This window comes from Sinorhizobium sp., assembly GCF_059070375.1.
Genome location: NZ_JCACWC010000002.1, coordinates 198,568 through 217,019, shown reverse-complemented (window position 1 = coordinate 217,019; position 18,452 = coordinate 198,568). Strand labels below are relative to the sequence as shown.

Annotated in this window: 13 protein-coding genes; 6 read left to right on the top strand and 7 right to left on the bottom strand. The window is 58.1% G+C overall.

Annotated elements, in window-relative coordinates; translation table 11 throughout:
- Positions 1–68 precede the first annotated feature (68 nt).
- A complete protein-coding gene (locus AC5J09_RS05675) occupies positions 69–1,967 on the bottom strand; it encodes a polysaccharide biosynthesis tyrosine autokinase (protein ID WP_324763909.1) in 1,899 nt (632 codons plus the stop codon).
- 442 nt (positions 1,968–2,409) lie between these two features.
- A complete protein-coding gene (locus AC5J09_RS05670) occupies positions 2,410–3,828 on the bottom strand; it encodes a DUF4214 domain-containing protein (protein WP_324763910.1) in 1,419 nt (472 codons plus the stop codon).
- A 314-nt stretch (positions 3,829–4,142) separates the two neighbouring features.
- On the opposite strand from AC5J09_RS05670, the gene AC5J09_RS05665 reads away from it, so the two are divergent.
- The 4 genes from AC5J09_RS05665 (at position 4,143) to AC5J09_RS05650 (ending at position 8,583) form a co-directional block, all read left to right on the top strand.
- The gene (locus AC5J09_RS05665) at positions 4,143–5,156 is read left to right on the top strand and encodes a glycosyltransferase family 8 protein (protein ID WP_494297163.1); all 1,014 of its coding nucleotides are present in this window, start codon (positions 4,143–4,145) and stop codon (positions 5,154–5,156) included.
- Positions 5,157–5,674: 518 nt separating this feature from the next.
- Positions 5,675–6,667 carry a class I SAM-dependent methyltransferase gene (locus AC5J09_RS05660; RefSeq protein ID WP_324764635.1) on the top strand — a complete coding sequence of 331 codons (993 nt, stop codon included), beginning with the start codon at positions 5,675–5,677 and terminating at the stop codon, positions 6,665–6,667.
- A 15-nt stretch (positions 6,668–6,682) separates the two neighbouring features.
- Entirely contained in the window at positions 6,683–7,636 is a 954-nt protein-coding gene (locus AC5J09_RS05655; RefSeq protein WP_324763912.1) for a glycosyltransferase family 2 protein, read from the top strand.
- Positions 7,633–8,583 carry a hypothetical protein gene (locus AC5J09_RS05650; RefSeq protein WP_324763913.1) on the top strand — a complete coding sequence of 317 codons (951 nt, stop codon included), beginning with the start codon at positions 7,633–7,635 and terminating at the stop codon, positions 8,581–8,583. The genes AC5J09_RS05655 and AC5J09_RS05650 overlap by 4 nt, the downstream gene beginning before the upstream one ends.
- 15 nt (positions 8,584–8,598) lie before the next feature.
- On the opposite strand, the gene AC5J09_RS05645 is transcribed toward AC5J09_RS05650, so the two are convergent.
- The 5 genes from AC5J09_RS05645 to rfbF are packed head-to-tail and all read right to left on the bottom strand — an operon-like array spanning position 8,599 to position 15,078.
- Positions 8,599–10,701: a DNA-binding protein gene (locus AC5J09_RS05645; protein ID WP_494297161.1), complete on the bottom strand. Its 2,103-nt coding sequence runs from the start codon at positions 10,699–10,701 to the stop codon at positions 8,599–8,601.
- Positions 10,702–10,761: 60 nt separating this feature from the next.
- Complete coding sequence (locus tag AC5J09_RS05640) at positions 10,762–11,961, bottom strand: class I SAM-dependent methyltransferase (RefSeq protein ID WP_324763915.1); 1,200 nt, start codon at positions 11,959–11,961, stop codon at positions 10,762–10,764.
- Between the two features lie 21 nt (positions 11,962–11,982).
- Complete coding sequence (locus AC5J09_RS05635; protein WP_324763916.1) at positions 11,983–13,230, bottom strand: class I SAM-dependent methyltransferase; 1,248 nt, start codon at positions 13,228–13,230, stop codon at positions 11,983–11,985.
- Positions 13,231–13,253: 23 nt separating this feature from the next.
- Positions 13,254–14,303: an NAD-dependent epimerase/dehydratase family protein gene (locus AC5J09_RS05630; RefSeq protein ID WP_324763917.1), complete on the bottom strand. Its 1,050-nt coding sequence runs from the start codon at positions 14,301–14,303 to the stop codon at positions 13,254–13,256.
- 4 nt (positions 14,304–14,307) lie between these two features.
- Entirely contained in the window at positions 14,308–15,078 is a 771-nt protein-coding gene (gene rfbF, locus AC5J09_RS05625) for a glucose-1-phosphate cytidylyltransferase (protein WP_324763918.1), read from the bottom strand.
- Between rfbF and AC5J09_RS05620 the strand changes: the two genes are divergently transcribed.
- Complete coding sequence (locus tag AC5J09_RS05620; protein ID WP_324763919.1) at positions 15,077–16,009, top strand: PIG-L deacetylase family protein; 933 nt, start codon at positions 15,077–15,079, stop codon at positions 16,007–16,009. The two genes, rfbF and AC5J09_RS05620, sit on opposite strands and share 2 nt — an antisense overlap.
- Positions 15,912–18,302, top strand: coding sequence for an FG-GAP repeat domain-containing protein (locus AC5J09_RS05615; RefSeq protein WP_494297158.1), 2,391 nt, complete (start codon positions 15,912–15,914; stop codon positions 18,300–18,302). Before AC5J09_RS05620 ends, AC5J09_RS05615 begins: the two co-directional genes overlap by 98 nt.
- Positions 18,303–18,452 lie beyond the last annotated feature (150 nt).

Sequence of the window (18,452 nt, the reverse complement as noted above, 5' to 3'; positions counted from 1 at the left end):
CGCCAATTCGCGGACCGCACCGTCTGCCGCCCAGAACAAGTCGCGGCCCTCCTGCAAGGCGCCTGCAATCAATGACCCGTCTGAGTGGCGCGCTTGCAATATTGTCGCGTCGACAAGCTACGGACCTTCGTCATGACCACCCCTATCACCGCGGTCTTTGTAACCCGCAAAATGCGTGAAAGCTCGCCGACAAGATCCAGAGGGGTTTTCCCCCATTCCGCAACGATGAGCACACCGTCGAGCACGGAAGCAGCCACCAAACCGTGCACCCCAGAGGTGAACGGCGGAAGGTCGACAATGATGATCTCATAGCTATCGAGTTCGTTGACCAATAATGCTTCCAGATTCTTGGGTGTAATCAGCCGGAGCGCATCGGATGCCGGGCTTGGCAATAGGTCAAATTGCAACCCGGGAACAGATGTGATCTGCCCTTCTATTTCCGCACCGTCGCGGTTCTCGCCGGTCGGTACCTGGGCATGCGGAAGGCGCTTTGTCAACGTGGAGTGGAAACCATCGGCGTCGATTACGAGAGTTCGCATGCCGGAGACGGCATACAGCGCGGCAAGGTTGCTCGCAACCGTGCTCTTGCCGTCATCCGGAGTGGCCGAGGTAACGCCGATGCATCGCAAGGGATGCGCGACATCAGCCAGGCTAATGGCACCCTTTGTATGCCTGAGATTTCGGCTGAACAGAGACTCCGGCCGCCTTAGTACGTCATCCAGCTGACCAAAGCCTCGCAGAAAGCCCACTGGTGGCAGTTCCCCGACGCAGTCAAAGCCCAATTCGTCCTTGACCTGCCTCGACGTCCGTATAGTCCGGTCCAGCGTATGCCGTGCGAATGCCAGCCCGAGGCCGGCCATCAGCCCCGAAAGAACCCCCAATGCAAGCACCAGCCTCTTCCGCGGATGACTGGCTGCGAGTGGTCGCGTGGCCGGCGTGATGACGCGTGCGTCGGCTATCAGGTAAGGTTGTTGGTTCACAGAACTGGTGAAGGCGGCCAACAGGCTTTCATACATCTTTCGATATGTGTCCGCGGTAACCTCGAGTTCCTCGAGAGTAGGGCCGTTTCGCGTCACTCCCTCCCCTTGTCCGGACGCCACGACCTCCCCGTCCACGATTGTAGCCCCAAGTTGACGGCCAACGCTGTAGTCGTGCTTTGCCCGAAACTCTTGGGTCACCTGCGTGGCCAGATTCATCTGGGTACGGACTTCCTCGATGCGCTTTTCAAGCCATGCCACGCCTTCGCGTGCGGCTGCAGCTCGGGTCTCCAATTGTTCGCGAACGAACGCTGCCGCTGTGGCATTGGCGACCTTTGCTGCTAGTGCCGGATCGTGGGATTGGAAGGTTATATCGATAGCATAGGAGACACCAACGCGCTGGACGCCCAGGCTCTCTCTGAATGTTTCGACTACGATGCGCCTGCGCTCAAACTCCGATAGTTGTGCCGTGACGGCCCTTGTTTCCAACCGATCTGCGATGGGCGAAGCAGGCTTCGGCATCGCCTGATGTTGCGGATCGCCGTTGAGAGCGAGCATGTCGACGGCCATTTCCCTTACTCGTTCGATGCGCTCCACTATGCTCGGGCTGCTCACGGACTTGAAACGCGGGTTGTCGACAAGGTCCAACTCTTCGATCACCATTAACGCAATCTTCTCGGACCTGAGAACCGCGAGCTGGGTTTCAACCTGGGACGTGTCCAGGGACAAGTTAATCTCGCCGGATTGCCGTTGCAGCAGTTCGGGGATCTTCGGTTCTATGAGAATCTGGGTGCGAGCCGTGAACATCGAATCCGTCGTAGCTAGGGAGAAGACGGCGCCAAGCAGCCCGAGCAACGGGAACGCCATGATCAGAAATATACGCTGTCGGACAAATGAGGTGATATCGGCAAAGCCGATAAACTCGGAGTCCCTAGCTGGTCCATACGAATTCTGCTGGCCCGCCGCTGCCGACCATTGGCGCTCTAGCATGGCGTCCGCCCACAGTTCGCGTAGATCATGTGGAAGTGCCGAGCAAGCGTAAGACACATTCTAGCGACACTCGGCCAGGGAACCCCTAGTGAATTTCTCGACCGGTCGGGCCAACCCTCTTGTGCTACGGAATAGATGTGCATGTCGATTTACAGACCTGCTGCGATCCAAATTGTCCCGGAAATTGCAGGTTAGCCTCAAGGGCGGGATGCATAAATGCCACCAAATGGAGTAGGCTGGTCTACACCCTTCATATATCAGCGATCGACAATTGCATTCACGATGAACAGCGAGTGCCACCGCGATCTGGGTGGAGCTTCGCTCCATCAGCGCGGCGGGTCATTAAAGCCAATTAGCAAATGTAGGCCAAGCTCGCGCCGAGCGGAGAGCTAACCTTCTTCCCTGATGGACATAAATGCCGCATCAGCAGACATCGCAGACGTCACTGACCCGCACCAAGGTGCGCGGCATATTTCCTCTGAAACTCACTCGATAGTATCATTCCCAAGGCAACGTGTTCCCTGGTCATAGTTCCGCCATTCAGATGTCCCGCGTATGTGTCGAGGCCATATGGATCGGCTGACCGGTCCAAGAGCAGGAGATAGAGAAAACTGATGAACGGGCGGTCAGTCAAGCCGAAGGTAGCATAACGCCGATTGAATTCATCGGATTGCATCAGGGTGAGCACCATTTCCGTGACATTAGTCTCGCCGTTCTCCAATGCCTGCACCCAGCGGGCTATGGCTCCGGCATCTTTTCTGTGCCCTAGCACGAGACAGTAGGCAAAGCGCCCCTGCCGTACAGAGAGGGGCTCGGATGTACTGACTTCTGATATTTCACAGTCCCTTTTGGGGCGCACCACAGGGCGCTTCCCGAGAATGATTTCCCTTGCCGCGGCGTAGGCTGGTTTGGGCTCCCCTATTGCCCAGCCGCCATCACTCTTTGCGGTGAGCTTGACGAGGCCCATATACGCCTCGAAATTGGGTGCCCAATATGTCTCGTCGAAGAGTTCGTAAACGTGCGCCGCCTCTACGCTGTATTTCAGGTGTAACTCGCGCAAGCGCATCATCGCCTGCCTAAGTCCGTCTGCCTGCTGCTCGTCGCTGCGTTGACTACCGAGGGGATTGTTGAACTCCGTGACCCAGATGGGATGGCCATAACGTGCGAGTTCCTTGAACGCCCACTCAGGGTCTTCGCCATACATATGCCAGACGGAGATATCCCAGTCGATCCCGTCCTGCTTCATCCTTTCAAAGGCGCCGACGTGTCCCCAGCCCGCCGTGCCAATTGCTTTGCGGATTTGCGGGTCAACGGCGGTCATTCCATCAGACAATCCTCTCAAGACGGCGCTCACCTTCATCCATCGGGGTCCATAGTAGTCCAGTGGACCAACTCCGCCGGCAGGACCCCATTCACACGGATATTGACTACCGTCGTCCCGCTTTTCGCAAGCCTTGATGATGGCATAGTTTTCCATCTCGTTTCCCAGTTCCCAAACCCGGATGTCGGCCTTGAACTGGGAGCCAAGCGTCACGGCAAGCCTATGGGCTTTCTCGTAAAGATCTCCCACACTGTCCTTGTCGAGGTCAATGTTGCCGGGTGTGATCACGGGAAGGATACTTATGCCGCGGGCCTTTCCTTCTTTCACAAGTACCGCGAGGTCCTCTACTCTGACTGCGTCGGAAATGTTGACGCGGTAAGATTTCATGCCGAGATCCTCGAGGAAGTTGAGTTGTTGTTCGATTCCAATGCCAGGATAGGCCGTGATCGGATGGCCGTTGGCCCCCCAAAGTATGTCTGCGGAGCCGGAGGTGGCCGTAGTCAGGAGACATAGTGCTCCGATTGCCAGCCGAGTAAACATGACCAAATCCTTTTCATTTCGATGCCCGAACCATGCCGCCGCCCGGCCCGCGCGGCAATTCGACGAAATTGACGAGGCGGCGACGTTCGCTACACCTTTGGACGACCGTTCGCCTACTTATTGCCAGCATGACCTCTCGCTTGAATTTGTGGAATTTGGTGCTGGGAGCGCCGACCGGATCGCCATATGCGTGGCGCGTGAAATCGCTTGCGAAGACGAAAATGCTGCCTTCGGTACGAGGCGCAAGCGAACCTCGTTCCCCGGGCCCTCGTCGATACTCCCCGCAGATACTGCTCCAGCGGAGGCATCAGAACGTGGACAAAGGCGCGATTTCTCCACTCAACAGGCAGAGTTCCTCCGGGAGCGCCGCGATTGTCCTGGTCACTGATCAGAATTACGCACTGCCGACATTTTCTGCCGCGCTGTCTGCTGATCAACACACGAAAGGCGCAGACATCGCAATTCGCATGTTCGTGGTCGGTGCTGAAGATGCATGGGCCCGCCAATTTGACGAAGCGGTCGCTGGGACCAAGATTAAAGTCATTGCAGCAAGGCTGCCGCAGTTGGCCGAGCTTGCCCCATACCACCGCGATCACTATCTGCCCCCTATAGCTCTCGCGAGATTTTGGATTGACGGTTTGCTTGATGCCGAAGTCGACCGGTTCCTCTATATTGACGGAGACACAATGGTCGATGGTGAGCTTGATAGCCTCTTGGCCACGACGCCGCCAGCGGAAGGTTTGATGGCCGCACCAGATTTTCTGAACATTTTCATGGACGAGGTCAGTCGTGGTAAGAAGCGCGATCTAGCCCATCTGGAAGGCATAGGCTGCCGGGCCGAAACTTATTTCAACTCCGGCGTGATTTACGCTTCACGCGAGGCGTGGAACGACATTGTTCCTGCCGCCATGAGATTCATGATCGAGCACCCGGAACATTGCCCCGCCTCAGATCAGAGTGCGCTTAATCACGCGGCGCGTGGCCGCGTCACGATGCTGCCCCTCCGCTACAACTACCAGAGTGAACACATGATGGTGCTCGATCCGCGGAGACGAGGTATCGGTCCCACAATATGGCACTTTACCGGAGGCCCCAAACCCTGGAACATGCCTGGTTGGCCGTGGGATGAATCGTTCAATCGGTATTACTGCGCAGCCGAAAAGCGTTTGCACGGAAGCACAATCGTTACACCGGTACCCCCAGAGGCCCAGACTAGGGCAGGCATAGCACATCGGCGGCGTAGCAGAAGCAGAATGACTTGGATTTATCCATGGCGAAAGATCACACGTAGAAGAAAAATCCTGCATCTTCTTTCCGGCGACCGCTAACGGAAACTAGGCCGTAGCGGACCGGGGTGCCAGTATCGATGTACAGCGCTCCCGGTGACCTTTTCCAGTTGTGATTGCCAAGCACACGAGAAACGTCCGTAATTGGCGACCTACCCATTTTGACGCCGGAAACAGCGGTCCCTTACTCCCAATGGCGAGCTTGCTGGAGCGTAGGAGGATATCCACACTTTAGACAACTGGAACCGTGCCACCGATGCCGCCCAAGGGCAACCTTGTGACGCACCTAACGGTACAGCCAAACTCGACCCGGTGAAGTTATGAATTCGCTCGAACTGAATGTGGCGCCCATGAGGCCCAATGTCGCCGCACTGGGAGGTTGTCCCTGCTGTGCGTCGACCGGTACAAGGCCAATCTATCGGGCTTCTTCCATTCCCGTGCACAGTTGCATTCTGCTGGGGTCCGCGGAGGAAGCTCGCGCGTTCCCTGTGCGCGATCTTGAGCTTGCCTACTGCCGAGCGTGTGGCTTCATCTTCAACCGGATCTTCGACGAGTCCGTAATGGGCTATTCGACCAACTTCGAGGAATCCCAGCATTTTTCGGACACGTTCGGCGCATTCGCGAAGAAACTTGCCGGAGAGATCGTGGAGGTATGCGCAGTTGCGGGAAAGCACGTGCTCGAGATCGGCTGCGGCAAAGGAGAATTCCTGCGGGAACTCTGCGCCGTGGGTGGTGCGACCGGGCTCGGAATCGACCCGGGCTATCGAGCGGACAAGGGACGCGGCATCGACGGCGATCGCAGGCTGAACTTCATCGTCGACCATTTTGGGCCCAAATACGAGCATCTCAGTGCGGATGTAGTTCTTTGCCGTCATACGCTCGAACATATCGCGTCTGTACGGGAGTTCCTCCGCTCAATTCGACGACTCGCCGGAACGCATAATGACACCTGGATTGTCTTTGAAACGCCGGATGCAAAGCGTGTGCTCAAGGAAGCCGCGTTCTGGGATATCTACTACGAGCACTGTTCCTATTTCAGCCCTGGTGCTCATGCCCGGGTCTTTCGGCAAGAGGGCTTCGACGTCACCGGTCTCGAATTGGTCTATGGAGGCCAATATATCATCCAGTACGCCAGACCGGCCGACGGGCGATTACGGCCGACGTTGCCGCTGGAGGATGACCTTGCCGAATTGGAGCGCCTCGTTGAGACCTTTTCAAACCGGGTAAGCTCATTTCAGCAGCAGTGGCACGAACGTGTTACCGCGGCGCATTCCTCTGGCCGCCGGGTCGTCCTGTGGGGCGGCGGGTCGAAAGCAGTCTCTTTCCTGACGACGCTCGGCTTGGGCAAAGAAGTGGATGCGGCGGTTGACATCAACCCTTACAAGCAGGGCAAGTACACCCCGGGGACCGGCCACCCCGTCGTCTCGCCGCATGCGTTGTTGGCGCAGCCACCGGATTTGGTCATCGTGATGAACGCGATCTATAGCAACGAGGTTATCCAGTCGCTCAACTCGCTGGGCCTCAGGCCGGAAATTGTTGCAGTGGGAAAATGATAACCGGAGCGAAACATGTCGGTGCGCGTTTCTCTTGGATTGCCGGTGTACAACGGAGAGAACTTCATAGCCGAGGCGATCCAATCGCTTCTCGACCAGGACTTCGAGGACTTCGAGCTTATCATTACGGACAATGCGTCAACGGACAGGACGGCGGAAATCTGCCGGTCGTTCGCCGACCGCGACACCCGGATATGCTATTTCAGGAATACACGGAACCTGGGAGCGGGGGGCAACTTCAACCGGGTTTTCAGGTTGAGCTGCGGGACTTATTTCAAATGGTGCGCGCATGATGACCTGATCAGCGGCAACTTTCTCACCGATACTGTAAACGCTCTCGATGAGGATACGGATGCCGTGATCGCATACCCAACTTTGCTGGGCATCGACCGGTATGGCGCAATAACTGCGTACCAGGAAAGAGACCTGCCGGATATGAGCAATTTGGAGCCTGCATCGCGGTTCCGGATATTGATGGCCGCGCATGGATGCGACGCGGCAATGTTCGGCCTTTGGCGCCGGAGTTCCCTTGCTCTGACGTCTCTCCATGAGCCCTACTACGGCTCCGATTGCGCGCTCCTTGCTGAAATGGCACTGCTGGGCAAATTCGTCCGTGTGCCAAGCGCAACTCTTTTCAGTCGCGATCATCCGGCACGATCGGTGAATTTACACAGCAGTGAGCGCTTGCTTTGGCACAACCAGGACGCATCAGGCTCGAATCCCTTCGAGTTGTCCAACCGATTTAGGCATCTGGTCGTAATCGCCTATCGGCATAGGCGCCAAGCACCGGTTCACCGATCGCTCTGCCATCTTGTGCTCTGGATGTTGGATCCTCCTCTGATAGGTCGGCTTGTTCTGGAAGGCGTCGGCGCCTTTTCGCCTGCGCTTCGCGCCAGACTCCGCGCCATCGGGTTGCGCGCATTAAAGTCGATACAAGGTTCCTCGAACCAGCCGTCAGGACGAACATGAATAAGATTGCCCGACCAGCATTTCGGGGTGGTTCAGCCGCACGACTGCGGCGGAAAAACTTGGTCATCGTGCGCGCGGGCCGCAACTCTTTGCATGCGGGCTGGACGGCGGGAACGGGGGAGGCTGAGTTCGATCTCCTCGTGGCCGCTTATGAGGAGCTTACGCCCGGCGCAAGTGATCATTGGTTCGTCCTGTTACCAGGGAGAAAGATCGCCGGATACAACGAACTCTTCCAACGATATCCTGAACTGCTGGACCGCTACGAATACATCGCACTTATTGACGATGACATCAAAGCGACAAAGCAGGATATCAACCGACTGTTTCAAATCGGTGCGGATTACTGTCTCGACCTGTTTCAACCAGCCTTGTCCTGGGACAGTCACTTCTCATACGCGGCGACGCTCGCCATTCACAAGTTTCGGCTGCGATTCAGCAACACAGTCGAGATGATGTGTCCTGTGTTCCGCGCGAAATACCTGCGTATAGCACTCCCGTTATTTAGTCTCGGCTATGAAACGGGAATAGACCTTGTGTGGACGCGTCTTAACGACGATCCATGGTTCCGCTACGCGATTGTTGATGAGGTGGTCGTGACCCACACAAGGGTTATCGGCACGACGATGAAACAGCAGGGTTTTGCCCCGAACGAGCCTTACGACAGGCAAGTCGAATGCGTGCTGAAGAGATTTGCAGCAGAGTTTCGCGGATTCGTCACTTACGCGGGAATAGATAAGCACGACCGCCTAATCTCATCTCGATATCTCATCGGGCTGCATTCATTAGCGACATGGAGGGCCTGGCGCAGAACACCGGTGCCCCCAACATATTTTGTCCGGCTTGTTACTGATTATACACGACACTGCTGTCTGCGCCCCACCAACCTCAACCGAATTTCCATGTCGGAACACGCGCCGCGCTCAAGCGCAATTCGGACCGATTCCTGACGAACTTACACGCCGTCACCGGCGTGCGATAAACGACTGAAGGATCGATCCGGTATCATTTCCCCACTCCCAATTAACCGCCAGGCCCACGCGCAAAATTCGCAACGGCGGATCGTCGGGATACAAATCAGTCAGAGCCCGTTGCATCACAGGTTCGTCATCGACAAAGACCACAAAGCGCTCTCCATCGAAGGGAATCCGGAGGCGGAAGGGCTTGCCCCAGTCGATCTTGGTCCACACCATTGTCCACACCGCGTCATAGAGCTCTTCAAAACCGTGACGCTTGGTAAACAGCGCAACCGAGGAACCATGGTAATCATCGTCCAGATAAACCGTGAACGTGAGGTAATTGTCCCGGTCCTGCCAGAATACGAGCCCTGTACGGCAACAATGCGCCTGTCCGCGCTCTTCCCCGGGCGGCGTAATAGTGACATCCAAATCGGCGAAGCCAACCTGATCCCACGGCAGCGTGTACAATGTTCTGTTCGGATGGGGCTTTTCAACGGTTCCCCGCACGCGCGCCGCCCCGTTACCGGTGATGTCGATCAAGCCGGCACCGAAGGTTTTCCCCCAGGTTCCTCTGCCGATCCTCGGCGCGCGTCCCGCAAGATCCCCCAACGGCCCAGCGAAGTCATCGACGATTTCGGGCCGTTGGCCAAGCCGCAGCCAAGGCGCGTCGAAGAGCACAAAGGCCGGTATGGGCACCTCGCGTGGATGCGCCTCGAAACCGCGCATCTCCACGCCACCAGCGCCGTCAAACCATATGCCGGTGCCGGTAGCTTCTTCAAGCGGTTGATCGTCGATGCCGAAAAGGCGATCGCCATCCAGGTAACAACCGATTTGCCCATATCCGTCGAGAATCTGCAACGAATGAAGGGTGTGTGGCGCTAGGCTTGGGCGCGCGTCGCTGACAAGGATGACTTCTGCCCCCTGCTCTACTCGGATGAGCGCACTCCCCTCGGCCGATACCTTGAAGAGCCAGAAATTGTCGCCATCCTGTACGCGCCACGCAAGGCCGCAAGCGCCCGGAGTATCGCCTGTTGCGGCGATCGCATGAATGAGCCCCGACGGAACGCCAGGGTCGGACGTTGCCAGGGCGGCACCATCACCTCCTACGGCCCCCGTTTCCGTGCAATCGACATTGCCGCGCAAAACACGCCAAGAACCACTCCGCTCGGCAATACCGCTGGCAACGGGGTCTCTCGTCATCGGGTCACCGACATGAGCTGTCCCAAAGCGAGACGTTAGATCCGGCACTTTGTGCACTCTGATGCCATGAATGCGCGTATCGACGCGAAATCCAATCTGGCCGAGTACGCATTGATGTACGCCGGCGTAGAGAGTCTCGTCGTCATTGAAGGGATCGATGGCGATCGGCCGCATCATCGGGAAGGCAGCGAGCCCATGCGCCCCCTCCATGGCAGCGGCATAGTAGATTGCTCCGCGCTCACGCAAAGCGACGAAATAGTAGATCCGCAAGTTCTTCAGGCCGCGAAATGCACTGAGACAGCGCGTCCCGACCCGCGTCCACAATTCTCCGTTTTCCCCTTTCGCTGCATGCACGATGAAGCCGCAACCGTCAGAAAGCGGGTCGCGGGGTGCTTCGCTCGTAAACCAGCCTATCGCGAGATTCTCGTTGAAATCAGGAAGCTTGTAGGTCGTCCTTGTGCTGTGCGCCCACCAGAGGAAGCGCCTGAGCGTCCCTTTTTTGCGCGGACCACACGCCCAGGAAACGAGCCGGTTCGGCCAAGGGTCAGCATTAGGGCCTAACGCCCAGCGATGAATTCGCCTGAGGATGTGCTCTCCGATGGTTGTGCCCTGTGACGTATTGTGCCCGTTCGTTACGGAGACAGCCATGACGAGCCCGCTCGCACGGCGGAAGGGGCCATAGGCGATCCCCTGGCGTGCCCAACCAGGTTTCACGAGCGGTTGAAACCGGAGCGTTCCATGGTCGATAGCGATCTGCCGTTCACTATCACAGCCGCCCCTAATCACCCCGTTGATGGTTTGGGTTCCTATGACCGTGCCGGCGGCGCGATCGTCGGAAAAGGCATCCGCGACCAGCAACTCGCTACGATCATCTCGCGGCCCCGCATCGATTGCGACCGATTCAGTCATCGACATCCCTTCCAGTTCTACCGACATATCGTAACAAAAGCTCGTGTTGCAGCCGCCCGATCAAGCGACGACGATTTCCGGCGCAAGACCGATCGCTTTCGCAATTCCTGCAATCTCATGGCGGTAAAGCGGATTCATGATGATGACCGCCTCGACCATACAGCCCCGCAAGGACTCGGGCGAGAGAACCGGCGTGCCGGTCCCCGGTGCGAATCGCCCTTGCTTGTACGTGTTGACGTCGACAAGCGCACCGATCCCCGCTGCCGGCGGGACCACATTCACGAAGGTGATGCCCTTTGAACCGGCTCCCCAGACAACCACCCTACTTAGGTTGTGTTTATAGAGAAAGTTCTGCCAATGCGTGACCTTGTCGCGATGCATTCCCTCGAATTTGCGGACCAATAGCGCAAACTCCTCGGACTCTGCCGCTTCCGCAAGCGGGCGCACTCTACCGGGGCGCGCTTCAACGAACAGATACTGGTCGCCAAACGAGCTTCCAGCGTTCAGTACGTCGTATCCCGCCGCTTCAACGGCGACTCGCAGTGAGTGCGCGGTGAAGTAGGACACGTGTTCGTAGATGAGATCCCAGATGCCCAAGTCGCGCAGGGTGTAAAGGACATTAGGGACCTCGAAATAGAAGATGGTTTCGGGCGCGATGCCGGGGTGGGCGCGCAGTGCTCGCAAGAAGGCGATCGGGTCAGCGATGTGCTCTATGACGTGACGACAGGACACGAGGTCCGGCCGCAAATCCGCATAGCGGTCGTCGAACCAATCACTGACAAAACTTACCTTGGGAACGAGCGCGCCACGGTCTTCCTCAAAGCTCTTGTCGAAGCCGATGCCCGTGGCGCCGCTGAGCGTGCAAAGACGCTTCAAAAAATCTCCTTTCCCGCAACCGACATCGATGACGGTCTTGCCAGCGAGTGCATAGCTATTGCTCAATCGCTCCGCCAGAGCCTCGACGAAGGCTACGAATCGAGGAGAAAAATGCAGAGAGTTCTCATAGCTCTGGGTGTAGCCGATCCGCTGTTCCTCGAAGGCGGCATTGAAGAAATGCGTGCAGCGTCGACAGAAGACGAGGCAAAATCGGCCGGTTTCTGCTGTCCGTGCCGAAGCCGCGCTCGGATGGAGAGCGTTGCAAAGCACGGGCAACGCCTCGAACGTGATCGAAGGCAGTAGCTCTCGCCCACCGCAAATTGGACATTCGCTGCGAAGGTCTGACGCGATCGTCTCTGTTTCAACTGCCTGCGCGCACTTCATGCCAGCTCCTCACGCTTACTCTCACACGACGCGGGGAACCGGGACAGGAATGATGAACTTTCCACCACGCCCATAATAGTCGGCTTGCTGGTCGAGAATCTCGTCCGCGAAATTCCAGGCAAGCAGAAGAACGTAGTCCGGTTGGGCTTCGACAAGGGCCTCCGTCGAGCGTATCGGCAGACGCTGGCCAGGCATATACTTGCCGTGCTTATGGACGTTGCGATCTACGACGAAGTCTATGAGGTCACGTCCGATCCCGATCGTGTTGATCAGCGTCGCTCCTTTGGCCGCCGCCCCATAAGCGGCGATCGAGGAGCCCTCTGATTTCAGCCTGCGCAGCAGTGCCAAAAGCTCACGCTTCAACACGTCGACCTTCCCAGAGAAATCGCGGAAATAGTCGATCGTATCGATCCCCTGCGCCGTTTCGTGCGCAAGCCGATCCTTCACGGTGGCTCCCACGCGCTCCCTGAGCTCCACATAAAGACGAAGGGACCCCCCATGTATCGAGATAGGCTTGATCTCGTTGAGATACAGGCCGTGGCGACGGAAGAGCCTGTCGAGCGCCGTGACGGAGAAGTAGCAGAGGTGTTCGTGATAGATTGTGTCGAACTCGCAATGCTCGATCAGCGGCACGACATAGGGCACCTCGATCACCGCCACACCATCTTCCTTGAGGAGACGTGCTATCCCGGCGACAAAGCCATTTGTGTCGGCGACGTGGGCGAGTACGTTGTTGGCGTGAATGACGTCGGCAACGGCGCCCTCTGCACGAAGCGTTTCGGCGAGATCCCGAGTGAAAAAGGTGCATCGCGTTTGCACGCCTATCCTTTCCGCGGCTGCGGCAGGCCCATCGGCGGGATCGATTCCAAGCACCTTGACTCCCGCCTCGACATAGTTCTTGAGCAGGTATCCGTCATTGCTCGCCAGTTCGATGACAAGGCTCTCCGGTCCCAGGTTGCGGCAGGCGATGAGATCGAGCGCGTTCTCGCGCGAATGTTCCAACAGCGCGGGCGAGAATGAGGAATAGTAGGGGTAATCGTCCGCAAAGAGGATATTTGGACTCACCGTTTCGGTGATCTGGGCGAGGCTACAGTCTCTGCAGAACGCGACGCGCAACGGGAAGATCAGTTCGGGCTTGTCGATGTCCCCGTCGACGAGAAGGCGATCGACAAGCGGAGTTTCGCCCAGGTCGAGAAAGGTTTCGAGACGCGTTCCGCCGCAGGACCGGCATGCATGCTCCGTAAGAGAGTTCAGCTTTTCATGCAGCATGGTTGATACCACCCTCGCCCGCTTTAGACCGCCACCGCCATGGCAGGAGCGGAAACCCGGCGCAGGTCTTCGTCCAACTCGCCATTGCGGATCAGCTTCTTCACATGGGCGATGCGCTTGAAGCGCTCGCCTTCAAAATCTTCGACGGAAAGGCCAACCGAGCAGAACGTCTCATAAAGTTGCTCGACGCCGCGCCGAGCCGTCCATTGGGGCTTGAAGGCGTGCAAGCGCCGACCAATGTAGTTGCAATCGACTCGATAGCATCGCGTATCCGGACCCGCATCGGGCGCGAACTCGATCCGACTGTTTGGCACGATGGCTTGGACGATGTCGGCGATTTCGCAAACCTGGTAATTCTCGGTGGTCAGTCCCACATTAAAGGCCTCGTTGTGGACAAGCCCACGATCGGCCTCGAGCGCGGCAATATAGGCGCGAGCAATGTCTTCCACATGCACGATCGGACGCCAAGGAGAGCCATCGCTCTTGAGGTAGATTTGCCCGGTGGTGAACGCCCAGGCGGTCAGATTGTTGAGGACAAGATCAAAACGGATGCGCGGCGACAGGCCGTAGGCCGTGGAAGCGCGCAGGAAAGTCGGGCTGAAGCTTTCATCCGCCATGGGGGCAACCGCGTGCTCCACTTCCACCTTCGAAATGCCATACGGCGTGACGGGGTTGAAAGCGGCGCTTTCAGTCAAAAAATCCGAGCCTGCGGCTCCGTAATTGCTGCAGGACGAGGCAAAAAGGAAACGAGGCACGCCTGCCTTTTTTGCAAGCCGCGCCAAATTCACGGAAGCTTCGCAGTTGATTTGCTGGGTGAGGTTCGGGCGATAGTCCCCAAGAGGGTCGTTGGAGAGCCCGGCGAGGTGTATGACGGCCTCGAAACCGGCCAGATCGTCGACGACAATGTCGCGGACATCCTCTTCCATCGTCGGCGTATCGTCGAGGACGCCTGAGAACGTGCAGGAGCGGAAAATATCACTGTCGAGCCCGGTCACGTCGTGATCGCGCTGATGCAGCATCGACGTCAGGACGGCCCCGATGTAGCCGCGGTGGCCCGTAACCAGCACCTTCATCTATTCACTCCCACGTTTTCCAGGGCGCGTTGCCGCTGTCCCAAAGTGTCTGCAGGATGTGCTTCTCCCGCAACGTATCCATGCATTGCCAGAAGGCTTCATGGCGGTACGCCATCAGTTGGCCAGCAGCCGCGAGCCGCTGCATGGGCGCGTGTTCAAACATGTCTTCGTCGCCGCCGATATAATCGCGCACGCCCGGCTCAAGCACGAAGAACGCTCCGTTGATCCAACCTTCCGAAGCCTGCGGTTTCTCGGTGAATTCGACGACGCGGTTGCCGTCGAACTGAATGTGTCCGTAGCGCGCAGGCGGACGCACCGCCGTCATTGTCGCGAGTTTGCCGTGGCTTCGGTGAAAGGCAACGAGTTCGTCCAGATCGATGTTCGAAACGCCGTCGCCCCACGTGAGCATGAAGGTACCGTTGTTCATCCAGTCGATCAGGCGCTTGATGCGGCCGCCCGTCAGCGTTTTGAGCCCAGTCTCGACGAGATCGACGGACCAGTCCGGGGCAGCATTCGTGTGACGCCTCACGTTCCCGGTCGCCGCGTTAACCGTCAAAGTGCCACTAAGTGCGATGTAGTCGCTGAACCAGCGTTTGATGTACTCACCCTTATAGCCGAGCGCGATCGCAAACTCCCGATGGCCAAAGCGAGAGTAGTGCATCATGATGTGCCAGAGGATCGGCATGCCGCCGATCTCGACCATCGGCTTGGGTCGAACCTCCGTTTCTTCGGCCAGCCTCGTGCCGAAGCCACCAGCCAAGATACCCACTTTCATGAAGAACCTCCTCACGAAGACTGTGTGCCTGACGCAGGCGATTTCAGCTACGATGCATGTTCAGCGCCGAGCAAACAACACGAGCGAACGGATGATGGACACGCACACCTGGGACGTCAGGCAGGCCCTTTGCACGATCCTCGATAGCCGTATGCGGCGTCGATTTAAGCCCTTTGATGTAGCGGATTGGTCCGCGTCGTCCGTCATCTTCGCGCCGCATCCAGACGATGAGACGCTGGGTTGCGGCGGCGTTGCCGCCAAGAAGCTGGCTTCAGGCGTTGAGGTCCGCTTTGTTTTCGTTACCGACGGCGCAGCGTCTCATCGGAGGCTCATCAGTCCTGAAGAATTGCGCTCCAGGAGGGAGGCCGAAGCGCTTGAGGCGGTCCACCGTCTCGGTGCCTCCGCCAAAAGTGTGACCTTCTTACGCTTTCCTGATGCGGAGGCATCTGGTCACATTCATGCGATAACGAAAGCGATCGTGCCGTTGCTTGAAAGATGGCGGCCGCAAAGCGTGTTTGTCACCCATGCAAAAGACCCGCCTTCCGACCATATCGCTGTCAACGCCGCCGTGCGGGCGGCACTTCGCCGGCATGATCGCCCGCTCACCGTCTTCGAATACCCGGTTTGGTATTGGTATCACTGGCCCTGGGTTCGTCCCGGGGGCGATCTTCCCGGCATGTGGCGAACCACCCTGCGGCAGACAATCAAGACCGTCGCCGGGCTGCGTGCGCTATCTGCACTCAACACGCTGGTCCCGATCGGCGACTTCCTCGACGTAAAGCGCCACGCACTGGCAGCACATGTTTCGCAGACGCAACGCCCGGAAGACAAGGATGATTGGCAGACACTTTCAGACCTCTCCAGCGGTGAGTTTGTTGCGCGGCTGCTTGCAGACCATGAAGTGTTCACACGCTACCGGGTCAATTTTTAGCGAGCTGCGTCGTGCGGTCTTCATCCTTGCGGTAAGCGTCGCGACAACAAATTGCGATGTTAGCCATGGCAACGAAAATCCCCAAGATATAGCCCTTAATGGCCTTACGTTCGAACGGCAGGAAATCGCCGATCATTCGGGAGATGTGAAGCTCGTCGGCGACATTGATGGTGATGGTCAACTCGATTTTGTTCTCGGCGGACTTCCAGATGATCCGCTGTCATGGTGGCACGGTCCCGATCTGCGCAAGACCGCCATCGCCACCGCCCGCATCGAGTTCACTACCGATGGCGCGCTTGCCGATGTCGACGGCGATGGTGATCTCGACATTGTCACCGCCGACGGGCCTGACGGAGTTAATTTAATCTGGTTCGAAAATCCGCGCCCGAAAGGAGACCCGGCCGATGGTCACAATTGGAAACGCCACGAGATCGGAGCAGCCGGCGGTTGGGGCAAGGACATTAAGGCTGCCGATTTTGACGGCGACGGTCGTTTAGACATCGTCGTACGAGCGCCTGGTGAAGTAATGGTCTTTTTCCAGAACGAGCCGATCGCCTGGATCCGTGTCGCCTTTTCTTCCTTCAATCTGGGCGAAGAGGGCATGGCGATCGGAGACATCGACAGCGACGGCAATATCGACCTGGTCCTGTGCGGTGTATGGGCGCACAATCCCGGCGGAGTAGCGGCACGCGATGCACCTCAATGGCAGAGCTATCCGGTTGGCCCGTTCAACCCGGCATTCAAGGCGCTCGTTATCGATATCGACCAAGACGGGCGTGTCGACATTCTGTCGTCGAGTTCAGAGCACACGGCTGATGTCGTGTGGTTCCGCGCCGAAAACGGACCGTCTGGCCATTGGGTCCGCCATGTCATTCAACCAGCCGTGGCAGGTGCTCACACGCTACAGGCAGCCGACATGGACAGGGATGGCGATATCGACATTGTGGTCGGGCAAATGCATCAGACGGAGGAGCGGACCCTCGCCGTCCATTATAACCTTGACGGTCGCGGAACGCGCTGGACCCGGCAGATCATAGACGATACCGGTTTGCACAACGGCGTTGTCGCGGACGTCGATAGCGACGACGATTTCGATATCTATGGCGCCAACTGGGCGGGTCATCCGCCCCTCAGGGTCTGGATCAACCTTCTCAACACGCCCGCCCCGATCCGTCGGCTCGATAGGTGGGTCTATCACCGGATCACGAACGCGCATGTGCGTTCTTTCGGGCTGGCCTTCGCCGATATGGATGGCGACGGGCGAATGGACATTGTGTCCGGCCCGTTTTGGTACCGTCAGCCACCCTTGCCGTGGCAGAAGGGGTGGGAGCAGATCCGGCTGGGCGAAGGATTGGACGCGGTCGGAGCCCTCGATTTTGACGGCGACGGGCACGCGGAAGCCACCGCCCAGCGCAACAGGGGCAAAACGTTGCAATTCCATTGGCTGAAAACTGTCGATGCTGTAGCGCACAAGTTCGAAGAGCACGTAATTGGCGAGGTGCCTGCAGCGACGCATGACCTCGGCTCGCAAGGCCACGTATTCGCACAGATCGTTGAAGGAGGTCTTCCGGAGCTGGCGGTCTCGAGCGGTGGCGGGGTCTTCTATTTCACGATCCCCGAGGATCCGGCTGCTCCCTGGCCGAGGGCGCGCATCTGCGCAGAGGCCTCCGATGAGGGAATAGCCTTCACCGATCTCGATGGCGATGGCCTGATTGACCTCGTCGCCTCGACGGGGGAAACCAAGGAGGTCGCCTGGTGGCGCAACCCCGGCGATGGTTCGGAAGATTGGCAGCGACGGGACGTCGCGAAAGTGCCAGAAATGATTTACCCGGATCGGGTGGCGGCGGCTGACCTCGACGGCGACGGTCACCCGGACATCGTCGTGACGGAGGAAAACGGCGCCGCTGACGGTGCGCGGGCCTCTTGGTGGCGCGGCCCAGCCACTGCCTCATTCGATTGGGAGCGGCACGAAATCACTTCGCGAGGCTCACTCAACAGCCTTTCGGTCGCTGATATGGACGGCGATGGCAGGTTGGACCTAGTCATGGCCGAGCACCGCGGCGCGCTTCGGATGTCGGTTTGGCGCAATGTGGGCGGCGGAAATTTTATCGAGCAGTTGATCGGGGAAGGTTTCGAAAGCCATCTCGGCGCGCGCGCGGTCGATCTCGACGGCGATGGCGATCTCGACATCGTTTCGATCGGATGGGACGCCCCGGGTGCCATCCATGCCTGGCGTAATGATGCGGTCGAGCAAATGCCGGCGGCCCCTGAACCGAGCCAGTTACGACGATAAGGTGCATTGCTCACTGCGAGGGATGCACGCGTTAATCAATCGGCGTACTGCCACCAACCCGATGTAGGTCTCGATGGAGCTTGGCGGATTTGCCATTATCAAGGTAGTCGGCTCCGTTTCCGAGCCGAGGCAGGAATGATTGACCGACAC

Coding starts and splice junctions, on each gene's coding strand:
- AC5J09_RS05655 (WP_324763912.1), top strand. CDS start 6,683: ATGTCGGTGCGCGTTTCTCTTGGATTGCCGGTGTACAACGGAGAGAAC.
- AC5J09_RS05635 (WP_324763916.1), bottom strand. CDS start 13,230: ATGCTGCATGAAAAGCTGAACTCTCTTACGGAGCATGCATGCCGGTCC.
- AC5J09_RS05640 (WP_324763915.1), bottom strand. CDS start 11,961: ATGAAGTGCGCGCAGGCAGTTGAAACAGAGACGATCGCGTCAGACCTT.
- AC5J09_RS05660 (WP_324764635.1), top strand. CDS start 5,675: ATGGGCTATTCGACCAACTTCGAGGAATCCCAGCATTTTTCGGACACG.
- AC5J09_RS05650 (WP_324763913.1), top strand. CDS start 7,633: ATGAATAAGATTGCCCGACCAGCATTTCGGGGTGGTTCAGCCGCACGA.
- AC5J09_RS05615 (WP_494297158.1), top strand. CDS start 15,912: ATGATTGGCAGACACTTTCAGACCTCTCCAGCGGTGAGTTTGTTGCGC.
- AC5J09_RS05675 (WP_324763909.1), bottom strand. CDS start 1,967: ATGCTAGAGCGCCAATGGTCGGCAGCGGCGGGCCAGCAGAATTCGTAT.
- AC5J09_RS05670 (WP_324763910.1), bottom strand. CDS start 3,828: ATGTTTACTCGGCTGGCAATCGGAGCACTATGTCTCCTGACTACGGCC.
- AC5J09_RS05620 (WP_324763919.1), top strand. CDS start 15,077: ATGAAGAACCTCCTCACGAAGACTGTGTGCCTGACGCAGGCGATTTCA.
- rfbF (WP_324763918.1), bottom strand. CDS start 15,078: ATGAAAGTGGGTATCTTGGCTGGTGGCTTCGGCACGAGGCTGGCCGAA.
- AC5J09_RS05645 (WP_494297161.1), bottom strand. CDS start 10,701: ATGACTGAATCGGTCGCAATCGATGCGGGGCCGCGAGATGATCGTAGC.
- AC5J09_RS05630 (WP_324763917.1), bottom strand. CDS start 14,303: ATGAAGGTGCTGGTTACGGGCCACCGCGGCTACATCGGGGCCGTCCTG.